General features: G+C 51.4%; 12 protein-coding genes. 2 read left to right on the top strand and 10 right to left on the bottom strand.

Annotation, left to right across the window (positions count from 1 at the left end):
- Positions 1–82 precede the first annotated feature (82 nt).
- The 3 genes from C557_RS0103815 to C557_RS0103805 are packed head-to-tail and all read right to left on the bottom strand — an operon-like array spanning position 83 to position 2,518.
- Complete coding sequence (locus C557_RS0103815; RefSeq protein WP_018750500.1) at positions 83–577, bottom strand: DUF309 domain-containing protein; 495 nt, start codon at positions 575–577, stop codon at positions 83–85.
- Positions 567–1,382 carry a GTP diphosphokinase gene (gene yjbM / locus C557_RS0103810; RefSeq protein WP_018750499.1) on the bottom strand — a complete coding sequence of 272 codons (816 nt, stop codon included), beginning with the start codon at positions 1,380–1,382 and terminating at the stop codon, positions 567–569. Before yjbM ends, C557_RS0103815 begins: the two co-directional genes overlap by 11 nt.
- 41 nt (positions 1,383–1,423) lie before the next feature.
- Positions 1,424–2,518: a quinone-dependent dihydroorotate dehydrogenase gene (locus C557_RS0103805; protein WP_026263282.1), complete on the bottom strand. Its 1,095-nt coding sequence runs from the start codon at positions 2,516–2,518 to the stop codon at positions 1,424–1,426.
- Positions 2,519–2,719: 201 nt separating this feature from the next.
- Here C557_RS0103805 and C557_RS25545 point away from each other — a divergent pair, with 201 nt between their 5' ends.
- Positions 2,720–2,851, top strand: coding sequence for a hypothetical protein (locus C557_RS25545; protein ID WP_018750497.1), 132 nt, complete (start codon positions 2,720–2,722; stop codon positions 2,849–2,851).
- An 8-nt stretch (positions 2,852–2,859) separates the two neighbouring features.
- On the opposite strand, the gene C557_RS0103795 is transcribed toward C557_RS25545, so the two are convergent.
- The 3 genes from C557_RS0103795 to C557_RS0103785 all read right to left on the bottom strand — a co-directional run bounded on the left by C557_RS0103795 (position 2,860) and on the right by C557_RS0103785 (position 6,180).
- Positions 2,860–4,308 (bottom strand): L,D-transpeptidase, encoded by a 1,449-nt coding sequence (locus tag C557_RS0103795; RefSeq protein WP_018750496.1) that lies wholly within the window; start codon positions 4,306–4,308, stop codon positions 2,860–2,862.
- A gap of 204 nt (positions 4,309–4,512) precedes the next feature.
- Positions 4,513–4,755, bottom strand: coding sequence for a ferredoxin (locus tag C557_RS0103790; RefSeq protein WP_018750495.1), 243 nt, complete (start codon positions 4,753–4,755; stop codon positions 4,513–4,515).
- Between the two features lie 120 nt (positions 4,756–4,875).
- Positions 4,876–6,180, bottom strand: a complete 1,305-nt coding sequence (locus C557_RS0103785; RefSeq protein ID WP_018750494.1) for a DNA polymerase IV — start codon at positions 6,178–6,180, stop codon at positions 4,876–4,878.
- Positions 6,181–6,371: 191 nt separating this feature from the next.
- On the opposite strand from C557_RS0103785, the gene cimA reads away from it, so the two are divergent.
- Positions 6,372–7,991, top strand: a complete 1,620-nt coding sequence (gene cimA, locus C557_RS0103780) for a citramalate synthase (protein ID WP_018750493.1) — start codon at positions 6,372–6,374, stop codon at positions 7,989–7,991.
- 114 nt (positions 7,992–8,105) lie between these two features.
- On the opposite strand, the gene C557_RS0103775 is transcribed toward cimA, so the two are convergent.
- The 4 genes from C557_RS0103775 to C557_RS0103760 all read right to left on the bottom strand — a co-directional run bounded on the left by C557_RS0103775 (position 8,106) and on the right by C557_RS0103760 (position 12,189).
- The gene (locus C557_RS0103775) at positions 8,106–8,699 is read right to left on the bottom strand and encodes a TlpA family protein disulfide reductase (protein WP_018750492.1); all 594 of its coding nucleotides are present in this window, start codon (positions 8,697–8,699) and stop codon (positions 8,106–8,108) included.
- A 207-nt stretch (positions 8,700–8,906) separates the two neighbouring features.
- Positions 8,907–9,641 carry an exonuclease domain-containing protein gene (locus C557_RS0103770; protein ID WP_018750491.1) on the bottom strand — a complete coding sequence of 245 codons (735 nt, stop codon included), beginning with the start codon at positions 9,639–9,641 and terminating at the stop codon, positions 8,907–8,909.
- On the bottom strand, positions 9,638–10,729 hold the full coding sequence (locus tag C557_RS0103765) for a DUF294 nucleotidyltransferase-like domain-containing protein (protein ID WP_018750490.1): 1,092 nt from the start codon (positions 10,727–10,729) through the stop codon (positions 9,638–9,640). Before C557_RS0103765 ends, C557_RS0103770 begins: the two co-directional genes overlap by 4 nt.
- A gap of 68 nt (positions 10,730–10,797) precedes the next feature.
- Positions 10,798–12,189, bottom strand: a complete 1,392-nt coding sequence (locus tag C557_RS0103760; protein ID WP_018750489.1) for an ammonium transporter — start codon at positions 12,187–12,189, stop codon at positions 10,798–10,800.
- Between the last annotated feature and the right edge of the window lie 257 nt (positions 12,190–12,446).

Below are 12,446 nucleotides of genomic sequence, written 5' to 3'. Positions count from 1 at the left end.
TATTGTACCACAGCAGCCCCCGGATCCGGTATTTGCGAATTTTATGAAAAAAACACCTCCCCAAGTTAGGAGAGGCGAACCGTTATTCGCTTTGTGGTCCTGTCTTTCTCTGCTCCAGCTTAAGCAGCCGCTCCTTGTGCTTAGGCCCGCGCTGGGGCTTCTGTTGCTGCGGATGGTTAGGAACGAGCTGCGCTGCAGTCCGCTCCACGGCCTCTGCCAGCTCCGCATCCAGCACCCGGATCGTTAAATCATAATACTTGAAAGGCGTACCTGCCTCATCCGCAAGCTGCTTAACATACAACGTCGCATCCTGGCGCAATTGCCCCAGATCGATGCCAAGTGCATGTTCAGGATACGGGGCAAGCCGCTCCAGAGCAGAAGATAACATCTTCATGCCCCCAAGCCGATTGCCTCGCCGCGCATGGAACAAGCCAACGGCCACTTGAAGCAAGCCTTTATAGAATGGGTCATAGCCCTGTTCCAACCATAACTCCTCAAGCACCTCATGGCATTCAAAATAATCCCTGTCCCGATTGAAATATACGAGATAGGCCACATAAAGCGGCTCATAGCTCATCGCCGGGCTCCTCCACCTTCTTGTATTGCCTGATCAGCCCCTTGACGCCCACCAGCAAATCCTTGATACCTTCAAAGTCCTTCGCTTCCCACAATTCATTGAACCGACGCTGGGCATCGATGGCCTCCGAGACCAAGTGATAGAAGTAAAGCTGGTGAATCGCTGCAAGCAGCGTTGATACAATGTTGGCATCATCCTCGAAGCTCTTCTGCGAGATCAAGATTTCCTGGCGGATGCTGGACATTTCATTATCGAGCACAAAGGCTGCCTCCGCCGCCTTCTTCAGCCGTTTGCGCATTTCATCCGGCAGACTCTCCCGATACTTATAGTTCAGGGAATGCTCGATGGTGGCCCAGAAATTCATCGCCAACGTACGAATTTGGATTTCGGCCAGCACAACCTTTTGTCCGAGCGCGGTTTGTACCGGATACTCGACAATCATATGGAAGCTGCGATAGCCACTCTCCTTGTAATTCGTAATATAGTCCTTCTCGTACAGTACGTTGAGGTCCTTGCGCATGCGAATATATTCCGCTACCCGGCGGATATCCTCCACAAACTGGCACATGATGCGAATTCCCGCAATATCCTCGATACCGGTCTCCAGATCATCAAGCGATACATCCAGCCGCTTCGCCTTGTCCAGAATGCTGGATATTTTCTTGACCCTGCCGGTCACAAATTCGATGGGGGCATACTCTTCCCGTTTCTTCAACTCGGAGCGCATCGTTTTAAATTTAACCTTCAACTCTTCAACGGCTTGTTCGTACGGAAGCAAAAATGTTTTCCAATCCCTACTATCCATCCTTGTGCCTCCTGTCATTATACAAAGGCTAAAATAGCCCGTTAACGGTGCGACGCTCCAATCGCCTCCGAAATATGCTTGAACCCGTCCCGCCGCAGCAGCTCCTGAAGCCCGCGGTGGAGCTTGCGGTTAATTTCCGGTCCTTCATAGATCATCGCTGTATATATTTCTACCAGGCTTGCGCCGGCACGTATTTTCTCGTAGGCATCCTCAGCGGTAAAGATACCGCCGGAGCCGATGATCGGCAAATGGCCACCTGTTTGCCGATAGACCCTGGAGATGATCTCTGTAGATCTGGCCGCGAGCGGACGGCCGCTGAGCCCTCCGGTCTCTTTAGCATGCTCATGGTTAATGCCTCCGCGAGACAGCGTAGTATTCGTAGCAATCAATCCGGATACCCCGCTGCTTTGAATGGTATCGATCATGAATTCCAGCTCGTCGTCGCTTACATCGGGAGCAATCTTGACCAGCACTGCCTTCGCCCGGCCATGGCGCTTCGCTTCACTCTCCATCTGACGGACCACCGCTGCCAGCAATGAAGCCAGTTCGCTGCCATGCTGCAATTTACGCAAATCCGGCGTATTCGGTGAACTGATGTTCACGACGAAGAAGTCCGCATAAGGATACAAAGCGGAGATACACTTCTCATAATCCTGAAAGGCTTGCTCATTAGGCGTAACCTTGTTTTTGCCGATGTTAACAGCAATCGGAATCGGGCGCGCCCCAAGAGCTTGAAGCCGTCCCGCCATCGCCTCAGCTCCCTGATTGTTGAATCCCATCCGATTGATCAACGCCTCATCAGGCGGGAGTCTGAACAACCGGGGCTGCTCATTGCCGGGTTGACCTACCGGAGTCACTGTTCCGACCTCCATGAAGCCAAACCCTATCGCTGAAAAGCCGGGTACCGCATCGGCATTTTTATCAAGACCGGCAGCCAGGCCCACCGGAGAAGGAAAATGTAGTCCAAATAAATCCATAGCCAGTTCCGGCGTTTCCTTCACGCCGTACATCCCGCGCAACAAGGACACTCCACCAGGAATGCGGCCAGCAATATGTAATCCATCAATAACCAGATGATGCGCTTTTTCCGGGTCCATCCGGAAGAATAGCGGCTTTCCTAATAAGCGGTACAACACGTCTTCTCATTCAACTCCGTTCCCTGCACTTGCCTTATTTTACTATTACCAGTTTAGCTGTTTCTGCTTCAAAAGAAAAGTTTAACCTCCCGGCAAAGCAAATCACCAAACCCAGGGATGGCATTCCAAAATGAAAGCAGTTACAATGTAAAGAGAGAGTTCTCTATTTGGATTTCACAGAGTTAGAGAGGGGAATGCAATATGTCTGCAAAACGTAAGCCGCCTGCACTCCAGCACAAAAAGGACGAAGTCAACAAAAAGGCGCTAATCTGGTCCATGTCTATCATCAGCGTCCTGATTGTTGTCACCGTCGTCCTTCTGCTTGTCACCTAAGTTCCCGTTTAATCCAACCAGCGGTAAGTACGGTGGGGATTGGTCTGATCCTGTCTGTGCCCCAGGGTGAAACGCTCCTTCGGGACGCTCTCCAGCGTCGGTAAAATCCCCTTCCCGATCGTCACCTTCGTTCCCTTCGTCACCAGATCAAATAACTCCTCTACATCCTTCCTGGTCATTCGTATGCATCCCAGCGACTCATCCTTGCCGATGCTATCCGGCTCATTCGTCCCATGTATCGCATAATTGGTATCCGACAGTTGCATGCCACGGCTCCCGAACTCCCCGTTATCTCTTCCATTCGGATTTACCACCTTCTCCGAAATAGCATAGGTGCCCTCTGGCGTACGTTCTCCACCCAAACCCACCGTGTAGCTGCGAATCAGCTTATCGCCGCTGATGACGGCCAATTTGTAATTGTCCGTATCCACTATAATTTCAAGCGGTTCGCTGAAATACGGCGGCTGCCCGGGAGCCATACCGCTAGCCAATATGGCTGAAGCTCCTTCATCCGCTACAGCATCCCCTTTCACAGAAGGGGAGCGGCCAAGCTGAGCTAGCAGCGGTTTAAAGGCCTGCTCCATCACTTCATCTGTACCGGCAATCCAGTTGTTGGGATAAGAACCGGCCAAGGTCTCCAGACTTTCCGGCCACTGCCCCTTCGCCTGCTTGTAATGGAGCATAGCCGATCTTAGCACGCCAAGTGATTCCTGCTCCGGAATCCATGCCGCCGCCGCAGCCTGCAGCTCCGACGAGTCTGGCGGCGTACAGAGACAAGCCTCTCGGTCATAGGATTGCAATGTTGTCTGACCGCTGCCCGCATCCTCTTCCAAAGCAACGACAACCGGCATGTTTTTGGTCCATACCAGATAATCCTCCAAGGGCTCCATGCCAAGCACTACCGCATAAGGCAAGCTGGCACCGATCTGCTGCCGCAAAGCCAGCAAGCTGGACAATCCCGCCTGCTGCCGCTTTTCACTTCCCCCTCCATACCCCGCAGCAGTAAATACCGGACCACGAATAGCAACCGGTGGAGCAATTGGCTTGTCCATTTCAGGCGAATCCACAACCGTCTCTGGCTCGTCGGTTGGAGTTTCTACCTTCTGGGGAGCCAGAGGGGTCTGAACTACCCGCTGCTCCCCCGGCGCATGAGCGGAAGGAATTTGAATCAGCAGCAATAACAGCAGAGCAAGACCCAGCTTGCGTAGAAATCCGCTCCGCTTCTGCCGCCGATGCTTCTCCTTCGCCAGTCCCGCCTCATATCCGGGCAACACTTCCTCCGGCGACGGCATCTTGCTGGCTTCAAAGGCTTCATAGATGTTGCCGGCTTGAATATAGCAGTAATGCGCTTTCCCTTCCTGACCACTTGCTTCATATTCCTTGCCTAGCAGATACCAGGCCATTTTATTGTTAGGATGGTCCTCCACGTATTTCTTAAGGTAAGCAGAATCGCCCATAATTCCCTCCAGCATGACGCTATGTAAAATAAATTCCGTTAGGTATTATATCGGCAGGGCAAGGAGCATTGCTAACCTAAATCGCTAGGAATTGCATATTTTGCTACTTACGACCTAACTTCAGGGATCGTCGATTCATCGCAAAGAAGCCGCCCCTCACACCAAGGTGAGGGGCGGCTTCTATATCCAGGCATAACTTATGATTTAGCCTTCTTTGTTAAATGGAGCATCTGCGATCTTGATGGAATCGGTTGGGCAGCCATCACAAGCATCTTGAAGGTCATCATGTAAATCTTCAGGAATATCGGTCACCCCACGGTTGCCGTCTTCTCCGAAAATGACTTCAGCCAAACCTTCATCATCGTAATCATAGATATCCGGCGCGGTTGCGCCGCATGCACCACAAGCAATGCAGGTATCTTTCTCAACCCAAGTATATTTTGCCATTTCTTATCTGCCTCCTGAATAAACGGTACGAGTCCGGTGCGTATATCACCATGACCAATATAATATAAATAGTTTACAATTTCAATGCGCTTTCCGTATTATTCCAATTCCAAAACTGGATCAATCCGGCCCCTGCTCATTTTTATCCCGGCCTTCATGAAGAAAGTCCGTTTGCAGCGAGGTTCCCCGTCGACGATGATTCCGAATCAAGGCCGACGGATCGTCCGTCAGCATGCCAGCCGTCAACACCGCGTGCTCGCCAAACTTATCTCTTAACATATCCATGGTACGAGTGAGAGATTCCTTCTTCGGCTGCTGCTCGTAGTCAAATAGATCCAGTTGCAGCGCGGAATCCTCTTTGGGAACCAGATTTTGCAGAGTAATTCCAAGTAGACGCACGGGCTTGTCCTCACGCCAATGGCGTCGATATAATTCGCAGGCTTCCCGGTAGATATCCTCCGCTTGCTCGGTTACCGTTTCCAGGCTTTGGGATCGGGTAATCGTCTTCATATCGGGAGTACGGATGGTGATTTGTACCGTTTGGGCCATCAGCTTCTGCCTTCTGAGCCGCCGGGCAACCTGGTCCGCCAGGTTCAGCATGACGCGTTGCACGTCCTCCATCTTGCTGATATCAGCGGGCAGCGTTGTCGTGTGCCCAATCGATTTATTCTTCTCCCGTTGATCGCTTACCGGAGCATCATCCAATCCGTTGGCCGCTCGCTTCATCCAGGAACCCGCCACCCCGAACCGCTCGATCAGTTTACGTTCGTCCGCCGCAGCCAGATGGCCAATCGTATAAATTTTCATTTTTTTCAACTTTTCGGCCGTCTTTCTCCCGATACCGAACAAATCCTGGCACGGCTTATCCCAGAGCAATCCCGGCACATCCCTGATACGCAGTACGGTAATGCCATTTGGCTTCTTCATATCAGAAGCCATCTTTGCCAGCAGCTTGTTCGGGGCGATGCCGATCGAGCATGGCAACCCCAGTTCATCATGTATGCGTCGCTGGATTTGGCCAGCAATTTGTGGAGGAGTGCCAAATTGCTTGGAGCCCGTGATGTCCAGGTAGCATTCATCAATGGAAACAGCTTGCAGATTGGGCGTATATTCATAGGCTATATCCATGAAAGCTCGGGAATATTTACGGTATAGATGGAAGTCCGGCTGAATGATGATAAGTCCGGGGCAACGCTTCAAGCCTTGGGCAACGGTCATCCCGGTAGTTACTCCCATTTTTCGTGCGGTATAAGAAGAGGTTACGATCACGCCTTTGCGCAGTTCTACGCTGCCAGCAACAGCAGTGGGCCGGTCCCGGTACTTTGCCGGTTCTTCCGCTTCATGCACCGAGCAATAGAAAGCATTCATATCGACATGCAGAATGACCCTCCCCCGAGCGGGGTAATAATCCGCAGGATTTGTCAATGGCTTCCCCTCATTTATGATAAGTTGCTGTTCTCTTCAGCATACCTTTCTCAACATCGCCGGTCAATATACAGCCTGACCCTGCGTGCGCTTCAAAAAGCGTGTGACATTTAAGCGGCAGATGCTATAATAAGAAATTATACAAAACGATGCTTTAGTGCTGAGAACAACCAAAGGGGGACGCTTTGATCATGTCAAAAGCTTTATCCATCTTCGATACTACCTTGCGTGACGGCACTCAAGGCGAGGGAATCAGCCTGTCGGCGAACGACAAGCTCAAGATCGCCAAGAAGCTGGACCAGCTTGGTGTCCATTATATTGAAGGCGGAATTCCGGGCAGCAACGGGAAAGATATAGAATTTTTCAAGCGGGTCAAGGAACTGAATTTGCAAGCCAAGCTCACGGCCTTTGGCAGTACCCGCCGGAAAGACAGCGTGGCCGAGCATGATGCCAACCTGAACCGGATGCTGGAAGCCGGAGTGCAAGCAGCGACTTTAGTCGGAAAATCATGGGACTTCCATGTGCATACCGCACTGCAAACCACACTGGAAGAGAACCTGGCCATGATATACGATTCCATCGCTTATTTGAAGCATCAGGGGCTTGAGGTCATCTTCGATGCCGAGCACTTCTTCGACGGCTACAAGCATAATCCGGAATATGCCTTGGCCGTGATGCGCAAGGCTGAGGCCGCCGGAGCCGACTGGCTGGTCATGTGCGATACGAACGGAGGCACCCTGCCGCATGAAGTACATGATATCGTAAGCGTGCTTGGCGGAATCGTCACCACTTCGGAACTGGGCATCCATACGCATAATGACTGCGAACTCGCGGTAGCGAATTCGATAAGCGCCGTCCGGGCGGGTGCCCGTCAAATCCAGGGAACCATGAACGGTTACGGCGAGCGGTGCGGCAATGCCAACCTATGCTCCATCATCCCCAGTCTGCAATTGAAGCTGGGCTATGAGGTGCTTGAGCCAGACGGGCTTAAGCAGTTGACCAATACGGCACGTTACATCAGCGAAATCGCCAATGTCCACATGCCGGTCAACCAGCCTTATGTAGGCACGGCGGCTTTTGCCCACAAAGGCGGTATTCACGTCTCTGCCATTCGGCGCGATTCGCGGACGTATGAACACATCGCACCAGAGTTGGTGGGCAATCGCCAGCGGGTGCTCGTCTCCGAACTGGCCGGGCAAAGCAATGTGCTTTCCAAGGCGCAGGACATGGGCATTCATTTTGACCCAGCTAACGAGAACACGCGCGAAGTCATCTCCAAGATCAAGGAGCTGGAGCATCAGGGCTACCAGTTTGAAGGCGCCGATGCCTCTCTGGAACTGCTGCTTCGTCAAGCTAACGGCGAATTGAAGGAGCTGTTTGTATTTGAATCTTTTAAGATGCTGGTGGAGAAGACAGCAGACCGCCCGGTCGTTTCCGAGGCCTTCGTCAAGCTGAACATAGATGGCAACAGTATCTACACTGCCGCTGAGGGCAACGGACCGGTTAACGCACTCGATAATGCACTGCGCAAAGCTCTCATCACTTATTACCCTGGATTAAAGGATATGCATCTGTCCGATTACAAGGTACGCGTGCTTGACGATAAGGACGCCACCGCCTCCAAGGTTCGGGTTCTCATTGAATCTCAGAATACCGAGAATTCATGGAATACCGTAGGCGTATCGAGCAATGTGATTGAGGCCAGTTGGGAGGCCCTCGTGGACAGTATCCGCTATGCCCTGCTAGGGCAGACCAAACGGGCCGATTATGAAGAAATCCCTTCCGCCGGGCGGGGCTTGATGAATCACTAATCCTCGAACTGCTTCGTCTTGGGAAGACGGCTTTTTTGAACTACCTCTTAATATAAATAACAGGGATGTCCGGCGCTAACTATGAACGCGGCGGGACATCCCTGTTTCTCTGAATCAAGATTCCATTATCTGTTTGAGCTTTGCCTCTAGATCCTTCGAGGGCAGCGTCCCAAGAATAACATCTCTAATGATCCCTTCCCGATCTACGAGAACATTAGTGGGAAAAGCTCTTCCTCCAAAACCTTGAAACACCTCTTCTCCCCGGTCCATCAGCACCGGGAAGGTAAGACCATAATCTTTGACAAACTTCTCGGCATCCTCCAGATTATCGTATTGCGTCACATTGACCGCATAAATATCCAGTGAATCCTTATATTTCCCGGCAAGCGCAACCAGATCCGGAGCCTCGTCTTTGCAAGGGCCACACCAGGATGCCCAGAAATTTAAGAGCAGCACCTTATCCCGTTTGCCTCCAACCTTATACTCATTTCCGTCCATTCCAGAAAGGCTGAATGAAGGAACCGCAGCTCCCGGCTTAGGTGTGCCTTCGGCAGCAGCCATAGCGGCCAGCGAGCTATCTTTGCCCTCCGTTGTTGAGCTATCTCTCTCGCCAAATCCGTTCCACCAGCCCTCCTGAACCCCCCGGTCCATGATCGCCACGCCCAACAATATGAGCAATGCGGCCCAAATCCATCGGTTTCGCTTCATTAGTGTTGTCCCTCTTATGTCCGTTGTATTTTCCTGCCAGGCTCACTTTACGCTATTATTGTACCCTGTTTAAACGATTTTTTACAAACAGGCCAAAGATTCAGACAGAAATCAAGCAATAAGCCGCCCGCAAACCGGACGGCTTATGTTGCTGAACGTAATATTTAAATGGACCATGATGGATAAGAGTATGATTTTCTGTTTGTTTTACGTCTTGCTTAAGAAGGTGTACAGATCACCTAGCGTAATGACCCCGCAATCGGTGAGACGAGCAATCAGGGCCGTCCATAAAGATGCCGTCATTTTGGAATCCTCCAGGGCATGGTGACGCAGGGTGATCGGGATACCGTAGACCTCCAGCCAATCGTCCAGGCCGGCAATCTTCCGATCAGGCTCCAGCTTGCGGGCAATCATCATTGTATCCAGAACACGATGGCCCAGATGGGCTTTTGTCGTTTTCCAGAGAGCCACATCCAGGAAGGCCTTGTCATGCGCGCTTCCATGCGCCACCAGCACTCGGTCATCAACAAAGGCCATGAACTCACGCAAGGCTTGCAGCAGCGGAGGAGCAGACTCGGTCATTTCCGCCGTAATGCCGGTAAGCTCAACGATACGTTCGGGGATTGAGCAGACTGGCTTCACCAATGAATAATAGGTCTCTTCGCTAGTCATTTCACCTTCCACCTTCACTGCGCCAAAGGACAAAATTTCATCACCATAATGGTAATGAAACCCTGTCGTCTCCAAATCGAAGACTGCTGTTTTTAGTTGGGTCAATGGAACATGGAGTGTCTCCGGACGTCGCTGCCCCTTGGTCAAGGACCGAACGAACGCGATTTGCTGTGCGCTGGGAGCACCCAGCATGGATGCAATTTTCGGCGACATCCCTCCGCCCCTCAAGACATCCCAAAATCCGCCATTTCCCTTCATCGGTTCTTTCATAGCCCTTTCCTTTCCGCATACCGGTGTTGCCTTTGAAGCGTCCGGTACATCAATCTAACGGTACTGAGCGCTTCCCGCAGTTCCCGCCGAATCTCCTTCTGCTTCAGCATCTCCTGCGGCAGGTAGTGAGTTCCTGTCAGCAGGCCGTCCTCGATGGCAGGCAGAACCATCGATCTCAACCTGACCGCGGTATCAAAGGCGCGGCGACAGGATTCCATCCACCGGGCCGGTACCGCTTCAAGCTGGTAAAGCTGAGAGATTCGCTCCCAGGTCGAGGACGAATCGATGCCGTATTGCAGAGCCAGATAACGTACCGCGTTTACTATAGGAATATACATCCCGTACTTCACATCAAAATCTCCGGCATGCTCACCGGTAGGCTCTGTGATTACTTGCCCCAAAATATTCAACGCAGCCTTATGCCGAACGGTATTGCGCAAAATCGCTGTATTCATATCCCGCTGTATGCCCTGATCCAGCTCCATAATCTCCTTAAGCGTCCGCCGCAGAGCCGAAGTCAAGCTTACATCACCGCAGATATGGCGCATGTCGGAAGCGATCATCAAGTAGCGGACCTGCTCCCAACCAAGTATGTCGCGCCAGCCCATGAATCGCCTCGCCCAAGTCTGCAAGTTGCCTCGCCACAGCGGATTGGATACCATGACATTCCCTGAACATAGCGGATATCCCACCTGCTCCAAAATGGCTGAGAACCTAGTGCCAAATTTTTCAAAATAAGAGGTGACCTGCTCTGTTTGATCCCCGCCATATATCAAGCCATTATCCTGGTCGCTCCACAAGGTTGGCTCTGCCCGTCCTGCACTACCCAAGGCAATAAATGCATAATGAGAAGGAGGAGGGCCGAAGCCCTCCTGCATCATTTCATCTTCACCGATTTGACATGCTTGGGTCATGACCGCATCATGTAGTTCCGAAGCTTCCATATTCCATGCCCGGATGGGCGTGGTAGTCAGCTTGGCATACAGGCGGTTCTGCTCATCGATCCTGGCCGTCCTAAGCAATTCGGGAGACGATGCCAAGCGGATCGCTGACAAACGCTCGTTATTCATGGCCATATCGTGACTCATGTCCCAACTTCCTTTCTTATTCCCGGATGAGCGCCCGAGACGAGAATGGTCTCTGCCCTGAGCTGTGCTTAATCAGCGGAGATACCGTTCTTATTCAACAGATTCATTTGCTCAGGGTAGCCATAGGTGCCGTGTTCACTGATATCCAGACCCATGGTTTCCTCTTCTTCCGTTACACGCAGACCCATCAGCCACTTCATGCCGCCAAGGATCAGGAAGGACAATACAAGTACGAAAGCAAAGGTTCCGATAACCCCAAGCAACTGCACTCCCAATTGTCCAAAGCCACCGCCGTAGAGCAAGCCTGGAGCACCAACTCCAGTCGTCTCTACCAGGTGAGGTGCTGCGAACAAGCCTGTAGAAATCGCGCCCCATACACCGGCAATCCCGTGGACGGAGAAGGCATAGATCGGATCGTCCAGACCGGCACGCTCAAACCATCTTGCTGTGAAGAAGGTGATAATACCTGCAACCGCACCGATGATAACGGCAGCCCAGGCTTCAACGAATGCGCAGGAGCCAGTAATGGCTACGAGAGCGGCCAGCACCCCGTTTAGCATACTTGGAATATCGGATTTGCCCATGACGATCCAAGAGATCAGCAAGGCGGCAACCGCACCGGCAGCAGCGGCCAGATTCGTTGTCATCAGCACGTAGCCGAAGAATCCATCACCAAGCGGTGTCAAGGCACTGCCTGGGTTAAAGCCAAACCAACCGATCCACAGGATAATAACGCCCAGTACCGTCAACACTTGGTTATGACCCGGAATACTGTTGGGCTTCCCATCCTTATTGTATTTGCCAAGCCGTGGTTTGAGCAAAATCGTTGCTGCCAGAGCCGCAGTTGCGCCCGTTAAGTGAACAACTGTAGAGCCGGCATAATCCTGCATGCCAAGGTTGCCAAGCCATCCGCCGCCCCATACCCAGTGAGCTACGATTGGATAAATGATGACAACGAAGATGGTCCCAAATACGATATAAACGCTAAGCTTCGCCCGCTCAGCCATCCCGCCGCAGGCAATCGCCAGTGAAACGGCGGCAAAAGCCATTTGGAACAGGAACATCAGATTAAGCGGAACCCCGACTTCGGCAAAGACGCTGAACGAACCAATATCGCCTTCTCCCCCGAAGAAGAAACCCGTTGTACCAAGGAAGCTGTTGCCGTCGCCAAAGGCGAAACCGAATCCAAACAGCCACCAAGCAAGAACGGAAATCCCCAAGGTCAATACTGTTTTACCAGCTACATGACCCGCATTCTTCATACGAACCGTCCCTGCCTCCAGCAAAGCAAAACCTGCTTGCATAAAGAACACCAGCATTGCTGCTACGAACACGAACAAAGAGTTAAGTCCCAGTTCCAGCACCGCGCTGCTGACCTCGCCCTCAGCAGCAAAAGCAGATACCGGAAACGAGAAGGCTGCCAGAAACACCACCAAACCGTAGAGCCACTTTTTCTTCATCCTTTAACACTCCCCTAATGTTAAGTTTTCTAACACAAAATGAATTGTTAAGGTGATTATAAGGCTAAAATAATAGATATGACAATACTTTTTTTCAAAAAAAGTGATTATTTGCACTTATGGTAACATTGTATGTAATATCTATATACAATCAATTTATAGTTACTAATAAAAATAAAGCGTGACGTTTGACTGTACACTTATTGTTCAGTATCATAAAAGAACAGCATATAAAAATAAGTAATTGGACTTCAGGC

It is taken from the genome of Paenibacillus sanguinis 2301083 = DSM 16941, assembly GCF_000374825.1.
Lineage (GTDB): Bacteria > Bacillota > Bacilli > Paenibacillales > Paenibacillaceae > Fontibacillus > Fontibacillus sanguinis.
Note: the sequence above shows the minus strand (reverse complement) of the source record. Positions and strands in the feature narration are given on the sequence as shown.